Origin of the sequence: Hymenobacter cyanobacteriorum (genome assembly GCF_022631375.1) — a bacterium.
In the GTDB taxonomy this organism is placed as follows: Bacteria; Bacteroidota; Bacteroidia; order Cytophagales; family Hymenobacteraceae; genus Hymenobacter; species Hymenobacter cyanobacteriorum.
Map to the genome: position 1 here is coordinate 750424 of NZ_JALBGC010000002.1, position 24235 is coordinate 774658.

Here is a 24235-nt window from a genome sequence, read left to right on the forward strand (position 1 = left end):
GGGCCATAGTGGCTTATTACCGGGCGAATGGCTGCATCTGCTCGGCCAAGCGCGGGCGCCTGGCCGCAAATGCTTCGGGCCGAACGACAGCGGCGTCTAGTAGCTGAGGCTGAAGGTGCCGTTGGAAACGTAGACGCGGTCGGTCCCTGACGCTGCCGAACCCTGCGGGTCGTAAGCCGTGTAGCCGAAGGTACCGGTAATGGTCCGGGCCGTGGTATTGACCGTGGCGACCGTAACAGTGCCCAGCAGGCCCGAATAGCCGCTGGTGCGGAACGAGCCGAACGGAATGCCGCCCGACGTCCGCACGTACGTGGCGTTGCCGCTAAACTGAACATTTTCGAGCCGATACAACCCAGTGCCACTGAAGTAGGGGATGTTCAGGCCCACAATCTCAGCTGCCCCGCCGTTTTGGGCCGTGGCCAGCAGGTTGAAGCTGCTGGGGGTGCCATTGGTGAGCGTGACCGTGCCGCCAATGGTGGTACTGGTGTAGGCAGTGTTGTCGCGCATCCAGGTGGCGGTGCCATGCAAAGCGACGGAGCTTGGCCCCGACTGGTTGACCGTAATGCTGCCCACCGAGGTAGTGCTGCCGGCCGCAACCGTGATGGTGCGCGGGCTGGGCGCAATGTAGCCGCTTGCTGCCTGAAATGACAAATTGTAGTTGCCCGCTGCCACGTTGCTGAATTTAAAGTAGCCCTGCACATCGGGTGCAGCCAATACACCATTGGTTTCCCCGGGTAAGGTCAGCTGAGCATAATTGATGCTGCCCACAGGCGTAATGGTACCATCCACAGTGCCCACGGCGATGGCGGGCGGCGTGGGGTCGTCTTGTTTCTTGGAGCAGGAAACGGTGGTTGCGAACAAGGGCAGGCCCGCCAGGGCCAGCAAAGCCCAGGTGCGTACTAGTGACTTCATAAATAAGGGGAAATAAATACGTTGCCACAAAGAACAGGTACCCCTGGGCATCCGGCCAAAAAAAAGCCCCGGCTACCTGCGTAGTCGGGGCCGAATGAGTGGGCTAGGCTTAGGTTTTCTGCTTCTTCTTTTTGGCCGCCGGAAACAGAATGTTGTTCAGAATGAGGCGGTAGCCGGGCGAGTTGGGGTGTAGGGCCAGGTCGGTAGGCTCTTCGCCCACGAGGTGCTGGTAGTCTTCGGGGTCGTGGCCGCCATAAAACGTCCAGGTGCCCTTGCCCAGCGTGCCGTGAATGTAGCGGGCTTCGCCGGTTTGCTTGGTTTCGCCCATCACAATCACGTCCGACTTAATCAGGCTTTTGCGGAAAGCCGTGGTCTGGCCCATGAAGCCGTGGATGGTTTTGTCGTGGTTCTGGCAGAGCATGGTGGGCACCGGGTCGTACTTGGCCGAGTAGGTGAAGAGCGAGAAGTAGTCGTTCTGCTCGCCCAGGCCGCGCTCGCGGGGCTGCATGTCGATGTTGGAATACTCGTACTCGTAGGGATTGCGCTCGAGCTGAAAGTTCTGGAAGGCCAGGCAGCGGTTGAAATTGAGCTTGGATTGCGCGGCCGGGTCGGCCGGGTCGCCGTCGTACATCGTTTCCACCATGTCGATGCCCAGGCCGGCCAGGGCAATGTCATACGAATCGGTGGCCGAGCACATGGCGAACAAAAAGCCGCCCCCGGCAATGAATTCCTGCATTTTGGTGGCCACGGCGCCTTTCATCACGCTCACCTTGGCAAAGCCGTTGCGCTTGGCGGCGGCTTCGGCATCGCGCACCTGCTGCTGGTACCAGGGGTAGTTGCGGTAGGTGGCGTAAAACTTGCCGTATTCGCCGGTAAAGTCTTCGTGGTGCAGGTGCAGCCAGTCGTACTTGGGCAGCTCGCCCTTCAGCACCTCGTCGTCGTAGAGCTGGGTGTAGGGAATTTCGGCATAGGCCAATACCATCGTCACGGCGTCGTCCCAGGGCTGCTTGCCTTTGGGCGTGTACACCGCAATTTTGGGCACCTTCTCCAGCTTCATCACGTCCATGTTGGCGTTGGGGTCGGCAATTTCCTGCAAAATGCCGGTGTATTGCGCTTCGCTGATAACCTGGTAGCTCACGCCGCGCACGGCCAGCTCGTTTTCGGCCCCGGCCACGGTTTCGAAGGCGAAGGCCCCACCCCGGTAGTTCAGCAGCCAATCGACGGGCACTTCGCGCTGAAGCAGCCAGAAGGCCACGCCGTAAGCTTTCAGGCACTCCTTCTGGGTGTTATCCATCGGGATGAGGACGTGGTTGGCGCGGGCCGCCGGCGCGGCCGCGAGGCCGGCACTGGCCACGAGCAAAAACAGCAGAAGACGTTTCAGCAGCATCGTTTTTAATCCAAAGAGTTGCCCTGCCCCAACGAGGTTGCGGCGCGGGTGGTTCAAGTTAGGGCTGCGCCGCCGAACTTTGGCGGCGCGGCGGCACGCAGCTTTTGTGGCCCGGCCGCGTCGGTAGCCCGGCGAAGCCTGTGCGCCGCCGATTTTTATCCGGTACTTAGCCCGGCCAACCCTACTTTGGGGCGGGCCAGCGCGCTATTTTCAACCCGCACGCCTCCTTTTCTGCTTAACCTATGAGCCCCCTTGAAAACATCCGCGAAGCCTTCCGTTCCATCCGGGCCAATCTGCTGCGCACCATCCTCACGGCGCTCATTCTGAGCATTGGCCTGTTTGCGCTGGTGGGCATTCTCACCGGGATTGATGCGATGAAGAATTCGTTGTCCGACACGTTTGCCAGCCTCGGAGCCAACTCGTTCGAGCTGCATGCCAAGGGCTACGCCAACCGGTTTCAGCGCGGCGGCGTGCAGGCCAAACGTTTCCCGCCCATCGATTTTTTGCAGGCCAAGCGCTACAAGGCCGCGATGGGCGACCAGGCCCAGGTCGGCCTCTCGGCTTTCATCGCCGGGGCCGTCGAGATGAAAGCCAACGGCACCAAAACCAACCCCAACATGCAGGTGGTGGCCGGCGACGAGAATTACCTCAAAATTCAGGGCTACAACCTGGCCGCCGGGCGCATTTTCTCGCAGGCCGAGCTCAACAGCGGGGCCAACGTGCTGATTGTGGGCGACGAAATCCGGGCCAAGCTTTTCCCGAAAGTGCCGCCCGTGGGCCACTACGTCAACGCCCTGGGCCGCCGCTTCCTCATTGTGGGCCTGCTCGAAAAAAGCGGCAGCGGCGCCGGTGGCGGCGGAGCCGACCGCCTGGCCCTGCTGCCGCTGGAAGCCGGCAACCAGCTGCCCCGCCAGCGTGCCCTCACCTACGACGTGAAAACGGCCACCGATAAACCTGCCGCGCTCGATTTCCTGATGGGCCAGGCCACCGGCGTGATGCGCGCCGTGCGCCACGACAAGCTGGGCCAGGAAGACAGTTTTGTGGTCGAAAGCAGCGAGTCGCTGGTGAAGGATTTGGATGCCATTTCGGGCAAGATGAAGGCCGGCGGCAGCATCATTGCCTTCGTCACGCTGCTCGGGGCCAGCATTGCCCTGATGAACATCATGCTGGTTTCGGTCACGGAGCGTACCCGCGAAATCGGCATCCGCAAGGCCTTGGGGGCCACGGCCAAGCAAATTCGGTTTCAGTTTCTGATGGAAGCCATCGTGATTTGCCTGATTGGTGGCGGCTTGGGCATCGTGCTCGGCGTCATGGGCGGCAATGCAGTGGCCAGCTTTGTGGGCTCGGGTGCCTTTCTGGTGCCGTGGGGCTGGATGATGGTGGGCATGGTGATTTGCGTGGGCGTGGGAATGGCCTCGGGCTACTACCCCGCCAGCAAAGCCGCCGCCCTCGACCCCATCGATTCGCTGCGCTACGAGTAGGAGCGGGGCCATTGGTGCCGTCCGTTCGATAGCTGGCCGTATAGTTTACCCTTCATTTCTAGCGCTGCAGGTTTTATGACGTTGCCGGTTACGCGTCGGGTGTTGCTTTTCGGGTGTTGCCTGAGCGGCTTGGTCGCCAGCTGGGGCCGGCCGGCTGCTGCGCAGACGCCGGCGCCCGGCCGGGCCGAAACGTACGCCGTGCTCGGGGCCGGCAAGGGGGCGCAATTCAGCGTGCCGCAGGTGCGCCTGGCCGATGAAGCAGTGAGCCAGCGCATCAACCGCGCCATTGCCCGGGCCGTGGTGAGCCAGGCCAAAGTCGCCGTCGATACCACCGCCGCGCTACCCAAGCAGCTACGGCAAGTGGCCAGCGACGACTGTTGCCTGACCGGGGCACGGTTCCAGGTGCTGCTTAACCAAGGCGCGTTGTTCTCGGTGAAAATTTCGTTGGAATTCCGGGGCGCCAGCAGCTACGAGCGGCAGCGCTACCTAGTGTTCGACCTCGGCACCGGCGAACGCCTGCCCCTGACTGCCCTCCTCGCCGACCCGCCCGCCCAACTCGCACGTCGCCTCGAAGCCGCCGTGAACCGGCGGATGGGCGAATTCCTGGCCGATAGCGCTACGCGCACTCATCCCGGCCGCGCGGCGCTGGCCCGGTCGCTGCACTGGAACGCGACCACGCGGCAAGTAGATTTCGCCGCTGGTGCGCCCGCTGTATCGTTGCAGGAGTTCGCCCTCACGCCGCACGCGTTGCTGCTGCTATACCCAACCGACCAGCAAGCCGTCGCCTTAGCCGACATTCCCGAAGAAACCTACCGCTTCCCCTATGCCCGCCTGCAGGCCCGGGGCCGCTTGGCCGAACTGGTGCAGAAAAGCGCAGCCGGAGCCCGCTAAGCGCGTTTAACTGCGATAAAGTTATACATTTGCGCAAGCACTCATTTGTGTAAATGCCATGGCCGCTTCCGTTCCCGTTGTTGCCGCTGCGTCCATCGACCAGCGCTTTGCCCAGCTCATTCAGCAGTTTGGGCTGACTAAAAACAGCTTTGCCATTTCGCTGGGTAAAACGGCCAGCGTGGTGCAACACCTCATCGATGGCCGCAACAAGCCCGGTTTCGACCTGATGTGCAAGGTGTTTGAGGTTTACCCAAATGTGTCTCGCGACTGGTTGCTGTTGGGTCGAGGCCCAATGCTAGTTGGCAGCAATGGCCTGAGCGGCCCCGCCGTAGCCGCCGCCCAACCCGCCGCCGCCGAACCCGATTTTGAGCCAATTGACTTGGCCGATGTTGCACCCCGGGCCGCCCGCCGCCCTACCGTTAGCCGGTTGCAGCCCGAAGAAATTGCCGCTACCCTGGCGCTGGCCACCGCTGCCGAACACGGAATTTCAGCCGTCGCTCCGGTTATTTCTTCGGCATCCGCACCCGTTTTTGCCGAGCCGCAAGCTGCCGAAAACCATGCTGTGCCTCCAGCCCAGGTTGCACCTATTGCGGCAGCGCCGGCTGCGATGCCGCCCGTTGTGGCGGCGCACCGGCCGGTGCGGCCTTTTCGCCCGGCTCCCGCACCAAACTCTCCCATGATGCCAGAGCCGGCTGTCCCATTGGCTGCTCCAGTAGCGCCTGCTGCTTCAGTGCCGCCAATTCCTACTGGGCAACAACCTGCTTCGCCAGCCGCGCCGGCTGTTGCCGCTGCAGTTGAGCCACCGCTTAGCCCGGCGGTGCTGGCACCCGCACCGGGTGGGGCCGATGCCTACGTAGCCGCCGCCATCCATGCCCAGCACCTGCAGCACCAGCTGGCCCTGGCCGAACTCCGCAACCAGCACCTGCTCGAACAGCAGCAAATGCTGCGCGAGATGCTGGCCATGGCCCGCCAGAGCATGGTGTAAAACCGTCGTTCCGACGAAGGAAGAATCTGAATGAAAACGTAACTGGTTTCCCTCCGATTCCTCCTTCGTCGAAATGACGGTTTCCGTGGTGGAATACCTTAGGCGAAAATCCCTACTTCTTCAGCCTCCATCAAACCCTGGGGGTTCACGGCAGTGAGGCGCAGGGTTTTGCGCTCACCCACCAGCAGTGGGTCGTACTTCACGGCCACGCGGATGTAGTTGGGCGTGAAGCCTTCCATGCGGCCGTCGGTCACGTCGTCTTCAAACAGCACTTCGGTTTCGAGGCCGAGGTGTTGCTCGTAGAAGAAGCGCTTTTTCTTCTCCGACAGGCTGCGGAGTTGGGTGGTGCGCTCGTGGCGCACGCGGTCGGGCACGCGGCCGGGCAGGGTGGGCGCGAGGGTATCGGGCCGCTCCGAATACGGAAACACGTGCAGGTAGCTGATAGGCAGCTCGTTCAGAAAATTATAGGTGTCGAGGAAGTCCGCGTCGGTTTCGCCGGGGAAGCCCACAATTACGTCTACCCCAATGCAGGCGTGCGGCATCAGTTCCTTGATGCGAGCCACCCGGCTGGCGTAGAGCGCCCGGCGGTAGCGGCGGCGCATCAGGCCCAGAATTTTGTCGGAGCCGCTTTGCAGCGGGATGTGGAAGTGCGGCATGAAGCGCGCCGAGGCGGCCACGGTTTCGAGCACGCCGTCAGTGAGCAGGTTGGGCTCGCAGCTGCTGATGCGGAAGCGGCGGATGCCGGCCACATCGTCGAGGGCCTGCACCAGTTGGGTGAAATCCTCCAGCCGCTCGCGTTCGGGGCCTTGCAAGCCGAAATCGCCCAGGTTCACACCCGTGAGCACGATTTCCTGTACGCCGGTGGCGGCCAGTTCTTCGGCCCGGGCCACTACGCTGGCCACGCTGCCCGAGCGGCTGCCGCCCCGCGCCAGCGGAATGGTGCAGAACGAGCAGGAATAGTCGCAGCCGTCCTGTACTTTCATAAAGGTGCGGGTGCGGTCGCCAAACGAGTGCGCGGCCACAAACTCGGTGGCTTCGCTGATGGGGGAGGCGTGCACCGCCCCCGGCTGGCCCGGCGCGGGCTTCTTGAAATCGGCCAGAATATCGACAAGCATGAACTTCTCGGAAGCACCCAGCACCGCGCTTACGCCCGGAATGGTGGCAATTTCCTGCGGCTTCAGCTGGGCGTAGCAGCCCACGATGGCCACAAACGCATCGGGATTATGCTTGAGGGCCTGCTGCACCACCTTGCGGCACTTGCGGTCGGCGTGGTCCGTGACGGAGCAGGTATTGATAACGTACAGGTCAGCCCCGGCTTCAAACGGAACTTTGGCAAAGCCCTTTTCCTCGAACTGCCGGCCAATGGCCGACGTTTCGGAAAAGTTGAGCTTGCAGCCGAGCGTATATAAGGCAACGGATTGGGGAGTAGGCATAGCAGACGCAAAGGTACGCCAGCCGCTCCGCGTGCCCGAAATATGCGGCGGCGATTACTTCCGGGCAAAGTCTGCTAACGTGAGCTGCTGCATGGCCTGGCCCAGGCGCAGCTGCCAGTCAGTCGCATCGGGCGTGCGGTCCCACACGGCGCGACTTACATTGTCGAACGCCAGCGAGCCCAGTGGCGAAACCGCCCCGAATCCATTGTTGAAGCAGTAGTAGGCGAATGAGCGTGGGTGCGGGGCCAGCAGGTCGCGGCTCCACACGTAGCTGGTGGCGGGCAGGTTTAGTTGGCGCAGCAGGGTGGCTGCTACATCGGTTTGCGAGGCAATGGTGTGCACCAACTGGCCCCGCGCCTCGGGCCGCAGCGCGCCGCCGGCCAGCAGTAGCGGAATGCGGAACTTGTCGGGGCTTTGGTTTGAGGAGTTGCCGGGCTGAATGTGGCCGTGGTCGGCCACCAGCACTATTAACGTATGCGCGTACCACGGCTCGCGCCGGGCGGCTCGCAGAAAACGGCCCAACTCCTGGTCGGTGTAATACACTGAGTTGCGGAATTGGCTTACCTCATCAGCTCCCGGAAAGTGCGTTTTCATCGGCACGTCGAAGGGCTCGTGGCTGCTCAAGGTGAAGGCCGTGACGAAAAACGGCGTGGGCTGCCGGCGCAAATCCGTCAGAATGCGGTCGAAAAGTACGCCGTCGTGGGCGCCCCATTTCGAGTTCTGGTCGGCCTGGGCAAAGTCGGCCCGTTCGGTGAGGTGTTCGTAGCCCGCAGTTTGCAGGTAGCTTTTCATGTTGGCGAAGGCCAGCTCGCCGCCGTAGTAATAGTGCGAGCGGTAGCCCACCGCCGCCAGCGAGCGGCATAGGTGCGGCAAATGCTCGGTTTTGCGCGGAAACTTGATGATGCTGGTCGTCGGCTGGTTGGGGTAGCCCGACAACAGCGACACCAGGCCCTTCTGGCTGCGGTCGCCGGCTGCGTAGATGTTATCGAACAGCACACCCGTGCGCGCCAGGCTGTCGAGCACCGGCGTTACGCCCTTTTCGCCGCCCACACAGCCCACAAATTTGCTGGTGAAGCTTTCCATAATAACGAACAGCACGTTCGGACGCTTTTCGGCCAGAATGGTTGTCGTCGAATCAGTTGGTGCGGGCTGCCCCACGGCCAGGGGGTACAGCCCCGCTACCAATCGCTGCGCCGTGCTGTCCGGCATAAATTTCTGGGGCGGTTGTTCTTCGCTGCGCAATACCAGCGCACTCATCAGGTTCCAGGGCGCATTCAGGGCCGCGTGGTTGGCAAAGGCGGTACGCGAGAAATACACGTCGCTCTGGTTGATGGGGATTTGCTGCGTGCCGCCCCGCAGCGGCACCACCAGCAGCGCCAGGTACAGCAGGCAGGCCAGCGCCGCTCGCCCGCGCCCAAACCACGCCGGCAGCGGCACCAGCCGCCCCACCACTCCTGTATATAGTAGCCAGCCGCCGCCGCCCAGCGCCAGCAGCGCCGCCAGTAGCAGCCCCAGCGGCGCGCTCCCGGCCGAAGCGGCCATTTCCTGCGGCGAGTTTAGGTACTGCAGCGGCGTGTCGTCGAGCCGGAAGCCCCAGGCGCGGTACAGCTCCAGGTCGGCAGTCATCAGCAGCGCCAGCAGCAGGCCCACGGCCGCCGAGTAGCCGCCCAGCAGCCCCCGCAACGGCAGCCGGGGCCATAGGCTGCCCAGCACCAGCAGCAGAAATGGCAGCAGGCACACGTAGGCCGCCGCCGAAGCATCGAGGCGCAGCCCGTACCAAAAAGTAGCCAGCAGGGTTTCCAACGGCAGTTTGGCGGCGGCTGTGTGCTGATAACCAAGAAACAGAGCCCGGCCCAGCTCAAAAAACAGCAGCCAAAACAAAAAGTAGCGCGGCTGAAACGCAAAGCGGTTTTTCACACCCCAAAGATAGTTGGTGCCCGGTGCGGGCTGCATCTGCTAGAATGGGCAACCGTTTGCAGTTTTGTAATCAAAATTGGTCGTTTGCTATCTATTGAGAAAGGGGGAGCGTTAAGAAAAGGTTGTTTTTTCTGAAAAGTAGTTGAAAAAAACAGGGGTGTCTCACGAGAAACACTTTTTTGCTTTATCTTTGCCCTATCAATCTACCTCTGGTAATTCAACCCGGTTTCTTTTTACATGGCCATCCTGCGTTTTAAAGCTCTCGAATTAGTCAACCAGCGTTACCCCATTACGGTGGAGGCCGGCAAGCGCCGCTCCGAAACCTTTGGGCAAAACGTGTTCAACCTGGAGGCCATGCGTGCCACCATGCCGGGCGACTATTTCAAGAAATTGCAAGCTGCTATCAAGCAAGGCGCTACTGTAGAGCGCAATGTGGCTGATGCCGTGGCCTCGGCCATGAAAACCTGGGCCATGGCCAAAGGTGCCACGCACTACACGCACTGGTTTCAGCCCCTCACCGGCGCCACCGCCGAGAAGCATGACTCGTTTTTCGACCTGAACTCCGACGGCCGGCCGATTGAGAATTTCAAAGGCTCGGCCCTCGTGCAGCAGGAGCCTGATGCGTCGTCGTTCCCCAACGGCGGCATCCGCAACACGTTCGAGGCCCGCGGCTACACCGCCTGGGACCCCACGTCGCCCGCCTTCATCATCGAAACCGTTGGTGCGAAGACGCTTTGCATCCCCACGATTTTCGTGGCTTATACCGGCGAAGCCCTCGACTATAAAGCGCCGCTGCTGAAGTCGCTGGCCGTGCTTGAAAAGGCTGCCGTCGATGTTTGCCAGTATTTCGACAAGGACGTTTCGCGCGTGAACACCACGCTGGGCATCGAGCAGGAGTATTTCCTGGTTGATAAGGCCCTGCACGATGCGCGTCCCGACCTCGTGCTCACCGGCCGCACCCTGTTCGGCCACAGCCCGGCTAAAGGCCAGCAGCTCGACGACCACTACTTCGGCTCGATTCCGGCCCGTGTGCACGGCTTCATGCTGGAGTTTGAGGAAGAAGCCAACCTGCTCGGCATTCCGCTGCGCACCCGCCACAACGAGGTGGCCCCCAACCAGTTTGAGTGCGCTCCCACGTTTGAGGATGCGAACCTGGCTGTCGACCACAACCAGCTGCTGATGGACGTGATGGCCCGCGTGGCCGACCGCCACAACTTTAAAGTGCTGTTGCACGAGAAGCCTTTTGCTGGCGTGAACGGCAGTGGCAAGCACAACAACTGGGCAATGAGCACCGATACCGGTGTGAACCTGCTCGCCCCCGGGCGTCGCCCCAAGGAGAACCTGCAGTTCCTGGCGTTCCTCATCACCACCATCAAGGCGGTGCATACCCACGCCGACTTGCTGCGCGCCAGCATTGCTTCGGCCAGCAACGACCATCGTCTGGGGGCTAACGAGGCCCCGCCGGCCATTATGTCGGTGTTCCTCGGCTCGATGCTCGACGGCGTGTTGGACGAGTTGGAGCGCACCGCCAAGCTGCCGCTCGACAAGGGCGACAACATTTACCTCAAGCTGGGCATCGACAAGATTCCGCCCATCCTGCTGGATAATACCGACCGCAACCGTACGTCGCCTTTTGCCTTCACCGGCAACAAGTTCGAGCTGCGCGCCGTGGGTTCGTCGGCCAACTGCTCTTCGGCCATGACGGTGCTCAACACCATCGTTGCCGACCAGCTCATCGAGTTCAAAGCCTCGGTTGATGCGCTTATCGAGCAGGGCAAGAAGAAGGAAGTGGCCATTGTGGAAGTGTTGCGCGAGTACGTTATCAGCTCGAAGCACATCCGTTTCGAAGGCAACGGCTACTCCGACGAGTGGAAGGAAGAGGCGGCCAACCGCGGCCTCAGCAACATCGCGACTACGCCTCAGGCCCTCGATGCACTGGTACGGGAGGACGCTGCGGAACTTTTCGAGCGCCACGGCATCTTCTCGCACGTCGAGCTGCACGCCCGCCACGAGATTCTGCTGGAGGAGTACATGAAGAAAATTCAGATTGAAAGCCGCGTGATGGGCGACCTGGCCGTGAACCATGTCATTCCGACGGCGTTGGCGTACCAGACCAAGCTCATCGACAACGTGCGCGGCCTCCGCGACCTGGGCCTCGACGACGAGCACAGCCAGACCACGCTGGGCATGATTAAAGACATTTCGCGCCACGTATCGACCATCAAAACCACGGTGGACGAGATGACCGAAGCGCGCAAGCAAGTAAACAAAATCAGCGATGCCCGCGAGTTAGCCGTGGCGTATTGCGAACAGGTAAAACCGAAATTCGACCCCATCCGCCGCGCCGTAGACAAGCTGGAGCGCATGGTGGCCGACGAGGACTGGCCCCTGGTGAAGTACCGCGAGCTGTTGTTCAGCCGCTAGTACTCCTTCGGGACGGAATCGGGTCCGGTGTTGGGTGGGAATTCTCGCCGCGCCCCGATTGGGAAAGAGGTGCCTCAGTGGGGCGCCTTTTTTTGATTCCTTACTGCAAACGATTGTGGAATCTGTAAACTGCTTCGGTGGCTCAAAAAAACCTATTCGGCTGCTTCAGAAGCCTTCTTCAGTTTTCTTTTAGCCGTTGGAGTTGCCTCGGCCAGTAGCAGGGGCAGGCGTGGGGTAGCGGTTTCGTCTTCCACTATCTCGGCGCTGCTGCCAGGGTCGGGTACCAGCATTTTCCAGGTGGCGCTGCGCAACTCGTCGAGCTTGCCGAGGGCGTCGCTCACGGTGGGGTTGGCCTTCAGCTTATCGAAAAGGCCGCTTTTGTTGCCTGCGGCAATCAGCTTTTCAATCACGAAGGGCAGCACCCAGCCCACCACGTTGGAGGCCAACGCCCCGCGCAGTCCAAGGCGCAGCAGCAGGCGCACGGTCATCTGCTCGATGAGCAGGACGCGGGCGGCGGGTAGGGCTTTGTCGGCCAGGAAATCGGCTACCAGCTTTAGGTTACCCTTTTCGACCTCGGCGCGGAGCACGTCCTGCACCGAGTCGAGGGCGCGGGCGGCCAGTTGCCGGAACAGGCGGCCGGTTTGCCAGGCGGCCAGGCCCGTGAGGCGGGCAGCCCCGGCGATGCCGGCTAACGAAGGCAGAAAAGGCGGTTTTTTCATAGGGCAAGGCGGTTGACAGCTGGTTCGCAGCTGCGCTACCGGAACGTATTGCGGCTGGTTGGGGTTTGCCGTACCAGAAGCCAATCTGGTCAGATTATTGCCAGACGGGTTTTTGCACCAACAAAAGGCGGGTTTTTAACGTTATTACGCCGTCGCGCGAGCTACCCCGCCCTGCTTTTTCCTCCCCATGTCAGATTTGCTGCTGGATATAAACTTACAACACTCGCCCGACGATTATTTCGGCGGCGAATGGCAGGTTGCCAACCGCGTGCTCAACCATAACGACCCCGCCAGCCCGTTGGCGCAGGCCAGCCAGCTGGTCCTCACGCCCGGCAAGCTGGTGGCCCGGGCTTCCAACAATGGCCCTGCCCAAACCGGGCAGTGGGAGGTGATGCGCGACGAAATGCTCAACCGCCCATACCTCAACTTCGAGCTACCTACCGAAGCCACCCGCGCCCTCGTCACGCGCCTGCGTCGCTCCGCCGATGGCCTCCAGAGCCAGCTCAACCTCTATTTTGCCTCCGGAATGGAGTTGCAGCTGAACCGGGCCAGCTAATTTGTTTTCTTCTTATTCGTTTTAGTCGTGAGCGATACCAATTCCACCCCTGTGCCGACCGAAGTGAAGCTGCCGGCCAATGTTGGCGAAGGCTTAGTTGGCCCCGAGCAGTTTACTTTCTTGGCCGATGTCATCCCGCAATTGGTCTGGATAACCGACCCGAACGGCTTCCACACCTACTTCAATCAGCGCTGGACGGATTTCACGGGCTACGTGCTGGCCGACAGCGTGGGGCCCGATATGTGGAACAACCTGCTGCACCCCGACGACCGCGCCCGCGCCCGCGACGTGTGGGGCCACTCGCTGGCTACCGGCGACGACTACAACATCGAATACCGTTTCAAAGCCAAGGACGGTTCGTACCGTTGGTTTCTGGGCCAAGCCCTGCCGCGCCGCGACGAAAACGGCCAGATTGTCGCCTGGTTCGGCACCTGCACCGACATTCAGGAGCAGCGCCAGATGCGCGAGCAGCTTGAAGCCGCGTACTCCGACCTCGAAGCCAAGGTAATGTTCCGGACGCTGGATTTGGAGCGCGAAGTAAAGCAACTGCGCGAAGCGGCTGGTAAGTAGGTTTTCGGAAAATTAGCATTATTCAAAACGGCTCTTCGGAGCCGTTTTGCGTTAGCACCTGCATCATCGGTTCCGCAATTGTATAGCGGGCTTTTCCCTCCAGTTCTTATGAATGCCATTATCATCCAGCAGCCCGGCGGCCCGGAGGTGCTTCAGCTGCAGCAGCAACCCCGGCCGCAGCCGGCGGCGCACGAAGTTCTTATCCGCGTGAACGCCGCCGGGGTGAACCGGCCCGATGTGCTGATGCGCCAGGGCAAATACGCCGGCAGCGGCGACGTAAGTGGCTTGGTGCCCGGGCTTGAAATAGCCGGCAGCGTCGAAGCCTGCGGGGCCGACGTGATGCGCTGGAGCCTGGGCGATGCCGTGTGTGCCCTGCTCCCCGCCGGTGGCTACGCCGACTACGCCGTGGTAGACGCCCGCCACTGCCTGCCCGTGCCCGCCGGCCTGACCATGACCGAAGCCGCTGCGCTGCCCGAAACTGTTTTTACGGTGTGGCACAACGTGTTTCAGCGCGGCGCTTTGCAGCCGGGCGAAACGCTGCTGGTGCACGGCGGCAGCAGCGGCATTGGCACCACGGCCATTCAGCTGGCGAAGGCGCTGGGCAGCCGCGTGGCCATCACGGCCGGCGACGAGGCGAAGTGCGACGCCTGCCGCAAGCTGGGGGCCGACTGGGCCATCAACTACAAAACCCAGGATTTCGAGGAGGTCCTGAAAGCCGAAGGCATTGATGTAATTCTCGACATGATTGGCGGCGACTACATCGCCAAAAACCTGCGCCTGCTGAAGGATGACGGCCGCCTGGTATTCGTAAATGCCATGCAAGGGGGCAAGGGCGAATTCAACGCACTGGAGGTAATGCAGCGCCGGCTCAGCATCACCGGCAGCACCTTGCGGCCCCGCTCGGCTGAATTTAAAGCCGCGCTGGCGGCCGCTGTGCAGGAGCACGTGTGGCCGTTGGTTGAAGAGGGCAGGTTTCGGCCGGTTATTTATAAAACCTTTCCTTTAGCCGAAGCGGCGGCGGCGCACGAACTCATGGAAAGCAGTGCGCACATCGGGAAGATTGTGCTGGAAACAGGTAGGTAGAATGAAAAAACGTCATGCTGAGTGCAGTCGAAGCATCTCCACCGCTGAAGTGACTATTCACTATTGCGAGAGAGTTGTTTCGACTGCGCTCAGCATGACGTTCAAAATATGAACCTGCTATTGGGCTATGCCCGTTTCCACTTGATGGTGCAACCAATGGCCTTGGTCTCTTTGGTGGTAGCGGGCTTGCCGGCCAGAATTTCCGTCATGGCATTCTCGACGTACTTGGTTTTGGCCAGCTTGGCGTCTTCCGAGTTATCGTCAATGGCTCCGATGTAGGACACCACGAAATCCGAGCCCTGCTTGCTGAGCACGTAGAGGTGGGGCGTGCGGGTGGCACCGTAGGTTTTAGCCACCTGCTGCGACTCATCGACCAAATAGGGAAAGGCGTATTTTTTCTTCTGCATGTCGGCGTAGGAGTCGCCGGGGGCCACGGCCGGGTCGTTCGGGTTGATGGCTACCACGGGGTAGCCCAGCGGCGCGTACTTGGTGTTCAGGTCGACAATGCGGCTTTCGTAGGCTTTGGCGAAGGGGCAGGTGTTGCAGGTGAACACCACAATGTAGCCCTTGGCAGCCTTGTTGTCGGCCAGCGATACCATTTTGCCGTCGATGTTCTTCAGCTTAAAATCGGTGGCTTTATCGCCGACTTTGTAGCCATCGGCCAACGGGCGCAGGATGAAGCTGCTCAGCAGCAAAATGCAGAGGGCGAGGAGGGGCAGCGCTTTTTTCATGGCTTGATACGGTTAAGGGTTGATAGGGGAAGATAACCGCTACTGAAATTTCTTCAGTGCGGCAGCGAGCTCGGCGGCCGAAAGCTCGCGCTCAAAGCTGGCGCGCTGATTCAGTTTATTGTTGAAAATAAGCGTAAAGGGTAGGGCTCCCGACCATTTCGCGTCCACTTTGTCAATCCACTCATTCGGGTCGGGCTCGTTCAGCAGCAGCACTTCCGATTGCAGGCCGCGCTGCTTCACGAACGGCTTCACCTTTTTGTCGAGCTGCGAGGCGTAGTCGAGGCTTACGAGCAGCACCTTTACTTTTTTGCCGGCATTGGCCACGCGCAACTGCTCGAAATTGGGCAGTTCCTTCACGCAGGGCCCGCACCAGGTGGCCCAGAAATTCACCACGTACGTCGTGTCGGTGGGCCGCGCCAGCCGCTTTTGCAGCTTGGGGAATTTGATGACGGCGACGTTTTGGCCGAAAGCCGGGGCGGATAGTAGGACGCCAACCGCAAGCGCAACGGATTTCAGACTACGCATATACTATCTATAAAAAGATACCTCCCACAGACAGCAAAAGCCCGTGGGAGGTTGCGAAAGTACTGGCTTATAGCAGGTGAATTGCTACTGCTGCTACCTGTATGGCCCGTTTACGGCTGGCCGCCACCGCCCGACGCGCCGTAAATCTGGCCCGTGGTGAAGCTGGCGTCATTAGCGGCCAGCTGCACGTAAATCGAAGCCAGCTCAACGGGTTGGCCGGGCCGGGCCATGGGCGTTTTGGACCCAAACTCTTTCAGGTTTTCCTGAGTCGAACCGCCGCTTACCTGCAGCGGCGTCCAGACGGGCCCTGGCGCCACGCCATTTACGCGAATGCCTTTCGGCGCGAGCTGCTTGGCTAATGACTTCACGTAATTCATGGTTGCGGCCTTGGTTTGGGCGTAGTCATAAAGGTTGGGCGAGGGGTCGTAGGCCTGCTCCGAGGTAGTGCCGATGATGGCCGCGCCGGGGGGCAGGTGCGGCAGCGCGGCCTTGATAATCCAGAACGGCGCGTAGATATTGGTTTTCATCGTGGCGTCGAAGTCGGCCGTCGTCAGGTCCAGAATGGACTGGCGCTGCTGCTGGCGGCCGGCGTTGTTCACCACAATGTCGAGCCCGCCGAGCTGGCGCACGGCTTCGGCCACCAGCTTCTGGCAGAAGGTTTCCTCGCGCAGGTCGCCGGGAATGGCGATGCCCTTGCGGCCTTCGGCTTTTATCAAAGCAATAACTTCCTTGGCATCAGCCTCCTCGGCTGGCAGGTAGTTGATGGCCACATCGGCCCCTTCGCGGGCGTAGGCAATGGCGGCAGCGCGGCCCATGCCAGAGTCGCCGCCCGTAATCAGGGCCTTGCGGCCCGCAAGGCGGCCCGAGCCTTTGTAGCTTTTTTCGCCGTGGTCGGGGCGCGGGTCCATCTGGCTGGCCAGGCCCGGCCAGGGCTGCGACTGGGCTTTAAACGGTGGTTTGGGGTACTTATTCATGGGGTTCACCATCGGCTCCGGCGCCGCCACGGCGGGCGCACCCGCGCCCTGCGCCGATAGTACCGGCGCAACCGCCGCCACCGCCAGGCTGGCGCCCAAGCCGCTGATGACCTCCCGCCGGCTGAGTTTGTTTTCTTCGTTCATCTGGCTGAAATATAGGTTTTTATGGATGTGATTCTGCTGTTTTAATTATACCCGTTTTGGGGAGTGGAGGTTGAGCGCGAGGCCGCTGGAAACGCCTAACCTAAGAAACCTAAGGGGCTAATGCTGCTTACTGTTGAGGCAAAAGCGTCGTTTGATTGGTGGTGACGGGGCTGGCTGCTTCTGTCTGAAGCCGGACTGGCTGAGTAGCAGCTTCAGGCACGGGAGTTGCGGCGGTGCGTCGCGTAGCCGCCCGCTGCCGCTTTACCTTTGCGCTCCCGCGCAACTTTCGCCTGCCACCCTGGTTTTTGCCTCATGAATAAGACGTATTGCCCCAGCCTCACCGAATACAAGCGCCGCGTATCGCGCGTGGTCAACATTGGCGGCTTGCCAATGGGCGGCGACTACCCCATCCGCGTGCAGAGCATGACCACCGTGGATACGATGGACACGCTGGGCTCGGTGGAGCAAACGCTGCGCATGGTGGAGGCCGGCTGTGAGTACGTGCGCATCACCGCGCCCAGCATGAAGGAGGCCCAGAACCTGCTGGAAATCAAGAAGGAACTGCGCAAGCGCGGCTGCAACGTGCCGCTCATCGCCGACATTCACTTCACGCCCAACGCCGCCGAGCTGGCCGCCCGCATCGTGGAAAAAGTGCGCGTGAACCCCGGCAACTACGCCGACAAAAAGAAATTCGAGGAAATTGAATACACCGACGCCACCTACGCGGCCGAGGTGGAGCGCATCCGCGAGCGGTTCCGGCCGCTGGTGCAGATTTGCAAGCAGCACGGCACGGCCATGCGCATCGGCACCAACCACGGCTCGCTGAGCGACCGCATTCTGAGCCGCTACGGCGACACGCCGCTGGGCATGGTGGAGTCGGCGCTGGAGTTCCTGCGCCTCTGCGAGGAAGAAAACTATTACGACGTGGTGCTGAGCATGAAAGCCAGCAACACCCAGGTAATGGTGCAGGCCTACCGGCTGCTGGTGCAGAAGCTCGACGAGGAAGGCCTGCAGCCTTACCCGCTGCACCTGGGCGTGACCGAAGCTGGCGAGGCCGAAGACGGCCGCATCAAGAGCGCCGTGGGCATCGGCACGCTGCTGGAGGATGGCCTCGGCGACACCGTGCGCGTGAGCCTGACCGAAGCCCCCGAAGCCGAGGCCCCGGTGGCCCGCATGCTGATTGACCGCTACACGGGGCGCACCGCCACGGCCCGGCCTATCAAGCCGCTGGTGGGCGAGGAGCCGATAAACCCGTTCCAGTATTTCCGCCGCCACACCCACGAGGTAGCCAACTTTGGAGGCCAGAACGTGCCGCGCGTGGTGGCTGATTTGTCGCGCCTGCCGCGTCTGGAGTACGGCGACCTGCGCGCCGCCGGCCACCTGTATTCACCCTTTCTGGACAAGTTTCAGATGGGCGACCTCGGGGCCGACTACATCTACACCGGCGAGCGGCCCGTGCCCTACATGCTGCCCAACGGTTTGAGGGAAATCGTCACCTTCACGGCCTGGCGCGACGCCGGCCGCCGCCCCGAGCACTACCCACTGATGACGCCTGACGCCTACCTGGCCACCACGCCCGCGCAGCGCCACCCGCAAATCAATTTCCTGCTGGCCGACCTAGACGCCCTGACTTCGGAGCTGCTGCAGCACCTGCGCGTCGACCAGACGGTGGTGCTCACCCTCGAAACCACCAACACCCACGCCATGCCGGAGCTGCGGCGGGCCTTTTTCGAACTGATAAACGCTGGCGTGACCTGCCCGGTGGTAGTGCGCCGCTGCTACACCGTGGAGAACCCCGCCCAAACCCAGCTCGATGCCGCCACCGACGTGGGCGGCCTGCTCATCGACGGCCTCGGCGACGGCATTTCGCTGTGCACTGATGCGCTGCCCATGCAGGAGCAAGAGGATTGGCTGCGGGATATTGATGTCCTGAATCAACTCGCGTTTGGCATCCTGCAGGCGGCGCGCACCCGCATGAGCAAAACCGAATACATCAGCTGCCCCAGCTGCGGCCGCACCCTGTTCGACCTGCAGGAAACCACCGCCATGATTCGCAAGCGCACCGACCACCTCAAGGGCATTAAAATCGGCATCATGGGCTGCATCGTGAACGGCCCCGGCGAAATGGCCGATGCCGACTACGGCTATGTGGGCGTCGGCAAAGGCAAAATTTCCCTCTACCGCGGCCAGGAAGTCATCAAGAAATCCGTGCCCGAAGAAGCCGCCGTGGATGAACTCATCGAGCTCATGCGCGAGGATGGCCGCTGGATTGAGAAGGAAGTGCTGGGCGAGCCGGTGGGAGCTTAGTTTCTGCTTATTCCTTCGAGATGCTTGATTTCAGTTTTATCGACGACGAGCAGCCAGCGCACCGCCGAGAATTAAGTTATGCGGGCGGTATTGAATACGAAGAATTTGAAAAAGCTCGAGAATTAAAACTTGTTGAAAATCACCTTGATTATTACGGGAAATTTCGTTGGTCAAGTCAACAGGTAAAGCAGAAAAGAGTAGCATTAACGCCAGCTATTTCAGCCGTGATTCCAAATTTAGCCACGATTATTAAGCAAGCTTTTACCGGGAATTATGGCTTGGTTGCTTACGGCGATTAATGCCGGAAGGAGAATCATTATTTACACTTCTCCTTCCGCCGCGTGTCGATAATGTGCGCGATTTTCCAGCCGTCAGCCAGCTTCACCAGCTGGAATGAATCGTAGCCGCAGTGGCTGAATTTGCTGCCCAGATAGAACTCGTAGGGCGCCCACACGCTGGCCAGGTTGGCGTCGATGAGAACCCGCTCGAACGTCACCCGCTCGTCCCACACGGCAGGGTGGGGCGTGCCAACGGCTTTCAGGAAGCCGTTGATGGATTCGATTTCCAGCGTGGGCGGCTGGCCGGGCTTGCCGCCGAAACCATGGAATACGGCTGCCGGGGCCAGTGTGCGGCGCACGGCGGTGCTGTCGCCGCGCCGCATGCCGTCGAAAAACGCGGTGACGGTTTGCTGCACGGCTTCCGCTTCAGAAGCTGCTTTTTGAGCCTTGGCGACGGGAACGGCGGTGGCCAGCAAGCCGACGAACAGGAGGGAAGTAGCGGATTTATTCATTGGGGGAGCATTGGGATGACTAAAGGCACGACGCCAAAGCGCAGGTTGCGCAGCCGGCAGCGGAGGCGAATGTAGCTTTGCGGGCGTATGGAAACAGCCGTTCTAAGTGGCCCGGTGGCCGCGCAATTTGCCGATGAAGGATTTGCCGTGCTGCCGGATTTCTACGCACCCGCCGAAATAGCTGCGTTGTTGCGCGCCGTAGAAAGCGCGGCGGGCAGCGGCCCCAATTTTCGGCGCAGCCAGGAGGTGTTTGCCATTCGGGAGCTGCTGAAGGAAATACCGGCTCTGTGGGCGCTGCTGGATACGGCTGCCTTGCGCCAGCTGCTGGCCGGGTTGTTTCCGGAAGGTTGTCAGCTGGTGAAAGCCATTTATTTCGATAAACCCGCCGGCTCGAACTGGCTGGTGGCCTGGCACCAGGACCTGATGATAAACGTGGACCAGCGCGCCGACTTGCCCGGTTTCGGCCCCTGGACCAGCAAGGCCGAAGGCGTGTCGGTGCAGCCGCCCGTGGCGGTGCTGGAAAACGTGCTGACCCTGCGCATTCACCTCGACGACTGCGATGCCACGAACGGCGCGCTAAAAGTGGTACCCGGCTCGCACCGGCACGGCGTGGTGCCGGCCGCTGCCATTGCTGGCTACACGCCGCAGGCCACCGTCTGCGCCGTGCCCGCGGGTGGGGCCATGCTGATGAAGCCGCTGCTCCTGCACGCCTCCAATCGCAGCACCAGCGCCCGTCCGCGCCGGGTGATGCACCTGGAATTTGCTTCCGTGGATTTGCCGGCCGGCCTGGCCTGGCGCGAGCGGCGCAAAGTGTAGCGCATGTGCCGCACCAAGTGGCGCTGCCCAATGCATTTCAATTATGCGCCGCCGCCTTGCAGAGGCTAAAGCATGTAATGCAGGCCTAATTGTAAATCTTTCTGGCGCGCCAGGTGTTACTTTAGCTACTCCCAAATCTGCTTTGATATGAACGGCAAGAACCTCTTCAATTTCGGCCCGGTCCTCGGCTATTACTTCCGGAAAAACGACCCCAGCCGCAAAACCAACTTCAACCTGAAGACCATGCACTTCATCAATAAGCTGAGCTTGGCGATGTTCCTGATTTGCCTGGTCGTGATGTTCGTGCGCTACGTGCTGCCCGCCCTGACACACTAATGAACATCGAGGATTTTCGTGATTATTGCCTGCTGAAAGCCGGCGTGACCGAAGAAACGCCCTTCGGTCCCGAAACGCTGGTGTTCAAAGTCGGCGGCAAAGTCTTCGCCCTCACCGATATCGACACCTTCGGCAGCATCAACCTGAAGTGCGACCCCGAGCGTGCCGAAGAACTGCGCGAGGCGCACGACTACGTGCTGCCCGGCTACCACATGAACAAGAAGCACTGGAACACGGTGCTCATCGGCACGGGCATCCCCGGCGGCCAGCTACGCGAGTTGATTGACCATTCGTATGAGTTAGTGCGGGCCTCGCTGCCGAAAGCCGTGAAAGCGACGTTAGAACTGTAGAGATGCGATACTTCGCGTCTCGGCAGTTGCGCCGTTCGGGTTAGGTTCAGGAGTTGTCCTTCAACGACGAGACGCGAAGTGTCGCGTCTCTACCTCAATAAAAAAGCCCCGCAGGATATCCGACGGGGCTTTTTTATGTAATAGTAAGCCTATTGCCCGACCAGAAAAACGGCGTTGCCAAACATCAGCTTCCCGCTTTGCCAGAAAGCGCGGAATAGCGGGTTATCACCCAGATACACCACCGAGCCGCGGCCCAAATCCTGGGTGCCGACGACGAAGGTGTCGCTGAGCTCCTTGCGGGCCTTGGCGCCGATGAAGCCCGCCGAGTAGCTGTCTTTTTTGATGACACCCACGTTCCAGCCGCCTTTGCCCAGGAAGCTGTAGTTGAGCGGGTTGCGTACCAGGGCGAAGTAGGTGTTGCCGTAGCCGAAGGCCAGTGGGTGGGAGTTGTCGAGCTGCACGCGGTAGATGCTGCCCTGCACGGCGTCTTCGGCTTCCTCGCGCTCGGCGTCGCCGTAGCGGCGCAGCAGGCGGTAGGGGTTGGCCTTCAACTCCTTTTTAATGGCGGTGGAATCGGTGGTTTTGGGCTTGAGCAGGAAGTCTTTTTTGCCGGACAGGAATTTGGCCGCGCCTTCGAGGGCGATGAGGCGGCCGCCGTCGCGCACCCAGGCTTTGAGGCTTTCCAGGTTGCGGTCATTGTATACGTCACCGTAACCCCCGTTGGGCAGGATGAGCACGTCGTATTTGTTTAGCGAAACGCGGCTGAGGTAGTCGGTGCCGAGCACCGTGAGCGGGTAGCCGAGTTGCTGCTCGAAGAAGTGCCACACCTCGCCAAATGCGGTAGGGTCCACGCCCGGGCCGGCTACTACGGCCACGTTCGGCTGCTTCACGAAGTGCACCGAGCTGGAGCCCAAATCGCGCCCCGAAGTCGAGAAGCCCGATTTTACGGCCATGACGGTGGTGCCGGCCGAGTCGGCCTGGGCGCGCACGAGTTGGTCGAACCGCGCGCCGAGGCCCTCGTTGCCGGTGCGGGTGATGATGAGCGTGCCGGGCGCGTACTGCTGGCCTTCCGACTCGAAGGCCTTTTCGGCGTAGCGCACTTTCACTTTCTGTTGCAGCAGGCGGCTGAGGAAGCGCACGTCCTGCAGGCTGTTCCAACGGGCGAGGTAGGCGTAGGGGCGGTCGGCCGTAGCGGCGCTGCCCTTCACGCTGGCCGTGGCGGGCGCGCCGGCGGAGGCGTCGAGGCGGCTGGCTACGGCGTAAGATTTCAGGCCGAAAGCGTAGGGCAGGGCCCAGGACGTAATGTCGTAGGTGAGCGAGTCTTCAAGCTGCGCCTTGGGTTCGAACAGTACCTTCACCAGCGTCGATTTGGGCTGGTACATGCTGATTACCACGTCGCGGGGCTCAACGGTGACGTCGCCGGTTTTTCCGGTGGTGTAGTTGAAACCTCTGGTTTTGACGCGCTTGGGGGCGTAGCCGTAGCGAATCTGGTTGCGGTCGAGATACTGCGTGAAGGCACGGAGCTGGCCGGGGTCATTTCCTGCCGCCATCACGTAGCTTTTGTATTCGCCCTGGGGCTTGCTGGCGGCGTTGGCGAAGTAGCTCTGGAACTCGCGCACCAGGTCATCGTGCCGCTCGGCAGTGGCCTGAATGGTGGCGCGGCTGGCGGCGTGGTGGTGCGCAATGCGCTGGGTGAGCGTCAGGGTGTCGCCATCGAGGCGAGCGTAGGCCAGGCCGCCGGCGGGGCCGCCGCCCTGCTCATACGTCATGCCAATGGCGCCGTTGAAGCTCGGCCAGGTGTCGCCATAGGTGGGCGCGTAGAGGTCGAAGATTTCGCGGGTGAAATACAGCCAGTTGTTCTTATCGAAGGCCACCTTGTTGTAGTCGCCCAGCACGCCCTGGAACTTACGCTGCCAAGCCGTGAGGTCGGCGTGATAGGGCTTGGCGGCGGGCGAGAAGTAGTAGGTGTTGTTGGGGCCCATCTCGTGAAAGTCGGCGTGCACTTCGGGCAGCCACTGGTTGTAGAGGGCGATGCGCTGCTTGGTTTCCTGCTGGGTTTGCCAAGCCCAGTCGCGGTTCAGGTCGAAATAATAGTGGTTGAAGCGGCCACCGGGCCAGGGCTCGTGGTGTTCCCAGGAATCGGGGCCGGCGTTCACCGACTGGTTGCGCACGCGGTTGTACCAGTTCACGTACCGGTCGTGGCCGTCGGGGTTGATGCAGGGGTCGACAATGACGACGGTGTTTTTCAGCCAGTCCTGCATCTGCTGGTCCTGGGGGTTGGCCAGGTCGTAGAGCACCTGCATTACGGCTTCGGAACTCACGGCCTCGTTGCCGTGCACGTTGTAGCTTAGCCAGCACACGCCGGGCAGCTGGCGCTGGGCGCTGCCGCTTTCGAGGCCGGCCAGGCGCAGGTTGTTGTGGCGCACCTCTTCGAGGCGGCCGAAGGTTTCGGTGCTGGCCACCTGCACTACTTCGAGCGGGCGCTTCTCATAGGTGCTGCCGTAGCGCACCAGCTTCATGCGGCCGGGCGAGTGAGCCGTGATGTGGGCCACGTAGCGTAGCAGCTCGGCGTGGGGCGTAAACTGCGCGCCCAACTTGTAGCCCAGGAATTGCTCGGGCGTAAGCAGAGGGCCGGCCGCATCGGTGGTTTGGGCACGAGAAGGTAGACTGAATGCGATGGCGCTAAGCAAAACCATCGCCCGCCAGTAGCATTGTGCGCGAGAAAGTAGCAGGTTCAGTGAGTAAGAATTTTGTCGAGACATTGGTAATCAAAATGTGATTTTGTGCGCACAAGGTAGGACACAAATGTTAGGCTTTTTCTGGATTAGTTTACCAACAAAAAGGCCCGCTGCGGTTACAGCGGGCCTTTTTATTAAGTCAATGAGGCAAGTCATGCAGAGCGCA

Annotated in this window: 22 protein-coding genes; 12 read left to right on the top strand and 10 right to left on the bottom strand. The window is 61.2% G+C overall.

All coding sequences use genetic code 11. From position 1 onward, the window contains the following. Positions 1 to 96: 96 nt before the first annotated feature. The gene (locus MON38_RS08350) at positions 97 to 912 is read right to left on the bottom strand and encodes a peptidase associated/transthyretin-like domain-containing protein (protein WP_241935704.1); all 816 of its coding nucleotides are present in this window, start codon (positions 910 to 912) and stop codon (positions 97 to 99) included. A 109-nt stretch (positions 913 to 1021) separates the two neighbouring features. Then, positions 1022 to 2299 (bottom strand): asparagine synthetase B, encoded by a 1278-nt coding sequence (locus MON38_RS08355; RefSeq protein WP_241935705.1) that lies wholly within the window; start codon positions 2297 to 2299, stop codon positions 1022 to 1024. Positions 2300 to 2541: 242 nt separating this feature from the next. Between MON38_RS08355 and MON38_RS08360 the strand changes: the two genes are divergently transcribed. The 3 genes from MON38_RS08360 (at position 2542) to MON38_RS08370 (ending at position 5656) form a co-directional block, all read left to right on the top strand. Next, positions 2542 to 3780 carry an ABC transporter permease gene (locus tag MON38_RS08360; RefSeq protein ID WP_241935706.1) on the top strand — a complete coding sequence of 413 codons (1239 nt, stop codon included), beginning with the start codon at positions 2542 to 2544 and terminating at the stop codon, positions 3778 to 3780. A 75-nt stretch (positions 3781 to 3855) separates the two neighbouring features. Continuing rightward, entirely contained in the window at positions 3856 to 4671 is an 816-nt protein-coding gene (locus MON38_RS08365; protein ID WP_241935707.1) for a hypothetical protein, read from the top strand. 58 nt (positions 4672 to 4729) lie between these two features. Beyond that, entirely contained in the window at positions 4730 to 5656 is a 927-nt protein-coding gene (locus tag MON38_RS08370) for a helix-turn-helix domain-containing protein (protein WP_241935708.1), read from the top strand. Between the two features lie 98 nt (positions 5657 to 5754). Here MON38_RS08370 and mtaB read toward each other — a convergent pair whose 3' ends face one another. Continuing rightward, complete coding sequence (gene mtaB / locus MON38_RS08375; RefSeq protein ID WP_241935709.1) at positions 5755 to 7089, bottom strand: tRNA (N(6)-L-threonylcarbamoyladenosine(37)-C(2))-methylthiotransferase MtaB; 1335 nt, start codon at positions 7087 to 7089, stop codon at positions 5755 to 5757. 54 nt (positions 7090 to 7143) lie between these two features. Continuing rightward, a complete protein-coding gene (locus tag MON38_RS22845) occupies positions 7144 to 9006 on the bottom strand; it encodes an LTA synthase family protein (RefSeq protein ID WP_241935710.1) in 1863 nt (620 codons plus the stop codon). Between the two features lie 237 nt (positions 9007 to 9243). Here MON38_RS22845 and MON38_RS08385 point away from each other — a divergent pair, with 237 nt between their 5' ends. Further along, positions 9244 to 11430, top strand: a complete 2187-nt coding sequence (locus tag MON38_RS08385) for a glutamine synthetase III family protein (protein WP_241935711.1) — start codon at positions 9244 to 9246, stop codon at positions 11428 to 11430. Positions 11431 to 11582: 152 nt separating this feature from the next. Here the strand turns inward: MON38_RS08385 and MON38_RS08390 are convergent, their stop codons facing one another. Next, entirely contained in the window at positions 11583 to 12149 is a 567-nt protein-coding gene (locus MON38_RS08390; RefSeq protein WP_241935712.1) for a hypothetical protein, read from the bottom strand. A 187-nt stretch (positions 12150 to 12336) separates the two neighbouring features. On the opposite strand from MON38_RS08390, the gene MON38_RS08395 reads away from it, so the two are divergent. From MON38_RS08395 to MON38_RS08405, 3 genes are all read left to right on the top strand, one after another. Then, entirely contained in the window at positions 12337 to 12705 is a 369-nt protein-coding gene (locus tag MON38_RS08395) for a hypothetical protein (RefSeq protein ID WP_241935713.1), read from the top strand. Positions 12706 to 12732: 27 nt separating this feature from the next. Continuing rightward, on the top strand, positions 12733 to 13275 hold the full coding sequence (locus MON38_RS08400) for a PAS domain-containing protein (RefSeq protein WP_241935714.1): 543 nt from the start codon (positions 12733 to 12735) through the stop codon (positions 13273 to 13275). Between the two features lie 108 nt (positions 13276 to 13383). Next, complete coding sequence (locus MON38_RS08405; RefSeq protein WP_241935715.1) at positions 13384 to 14358, top strand: NAD(P)H-quinone oxidoreductase; 975 nt, start codon at positions 13384 to 13386, stop codon at positions 14356 to 14358. A gap of 125 nt (positions 14359 to 14483) precedes the next feature. On the opposite strand, the gene MON38_RS08410 is transcribed toward MON38_RS08405, so the two are convergent. From MON38_RS08410 to MON38_RS08420, 3 genes are all read right to left on the bottom strand, one after another. Continuing rightward, positions 14484 to 15089: a thioredoxin family protein gene (locus tag MON38_RS08410; RefSeq protein WP_241935716.1), complete on the bottom strand. Its 606-nt coding sequence runs from the start codon at positions 15087 to 15089 to the stop codon at positions 14484 to 14486. A gap of 39 nt (positions 15090 to 15128) precedes the next feature. After that, positions 15129 to 15614, bottom strand: coding sequence for a TlpA disulfide reductase family protein (locus MON38_RS08415; protein WP_241935717.1), 486 nt, complete (start codon positions 15612 to 15614; stop codon positions 15129 to 15131). Positions 15615 to 15724: 110 nt separating this feature from the next. Then, positions 15725 to 16732: an SDR family oxidoreductase gene (locus MON38_RS08420; RefSeq protein WP_277881404.1), complete on the bottom strand. Its 1008-nt coding sequence runs from the start codon at positions 16730 to 16732 to the stop codon at positions 15725 to 15727. 312 nt (positions 16733 to 17044) lie between these two features. Here MON38_RS08420 and ispG point away from each other — a divergent pair, with 312 nt between their 5' ends. Both ispG and MON38_RS08430 read left to right on the top strand, forming a co-directional pair. Next, positions 17045 to 19039 (top strand): (E)-4-hydroxy-3-methylbut-2-enyl-diphosphate synthase, encoded by a 1995-nt coding sequence (ispG, locus tag MON38_RS08425; protein ID WP_241935718.1) that lies wholly within the window; start codon positions 17045 to 17047, stop codon positions 19037 to 19039. Between the two features lie 20 nt (positions 19040 to 19059). Continuing rightward, entirely contained in the window at positions 19060 to 19338 is a 279-nt protein-coding gene (locus MON38_RS08430; protein ID WP_241935719.1) for a hypothetical protein, read from the top strand. Positions 19339 to 19355: 17 nt separating this feature from the next. On the opposite strand, the gene MON38_RS08435 is transcribed toward MON38_RS08430, so the two are convergent. Continuing rightward, positions 19356 to 19829, bottom strand: coding sequence for a nuclear transport factor 2 family protein (locus tag MON38_RS08435; protein ID WP_241935720.1), 474 nt, complete (start codon positions 19827 to 19829; stop codon positions 19356 to 19358). Positions 19830 to 19916: 87 nt separating this feature from the next. On the opposite strand from MON38_RS08435, the gene MON38_RS08440 reads away from it, so the two are divergent. The 3 genes from MON38_RS08440 to MON38_RS08450 all read left to right on the top strand — a co-directional run bounded on the left by MON38_RS08440 (position 19917) and on the right by MON38_RS08450 (position 21331). After that, a complete protein-coding gene (locus MON38_RS08440) occupies positions 19917 to 20645 on the top strand; it encodes a phytanoyl-CoA dioxygenase family protein (RefSeq protein ID WP_241935721.1) in 729 nt (242 codons plus the stop codon). 147 nt (positions 20646 to 20792) lie between these two features. Then, positions 20793 to 20981 (top strand): DUF6728 family protein, encoded by a 189-nt coding sequence (locus MON38_RS08445; RefSeq protein WP_241935722.1) that lies wholly within the window; start codon positions 20793 to 20795, stop codon positions 20979 to 20981. Then, positions 20981 to 21331, top strand: a complete 351-nt coding sequence (locus MON38_RS08450; protein WP_241935723.1) for an MmcQ/YjbR family DNA-binding protein — start codon at positions 20981 to 20983, stop codon at positions 21329 to 21331. Before MON38_RS08445 ends, MON38_RS08450 begins: the two co-directional genes overlap by 1 nt. 149 nt (positions 21332 to 21480) lie before the next feature. Here MON38_RS08450 and MON38_RS08455 read toward each other — a convergent pair whose 3' ends face one another. Further along, positions 21481 to 24027 carry a M14 family metallopeptidase gene (locus tag MON38_RS08455; RefSeq protein WP_241935724.1) on the bottom strand — a complete coding sequence of 849 codons (2547 nt, stop codon included), beginning with the start codon at positions 24025 to 24027 and terminating at the stop codon, positions 21481 to 21483. Positions 24028 to 24235: the final 208 nt, after the last annotated feature.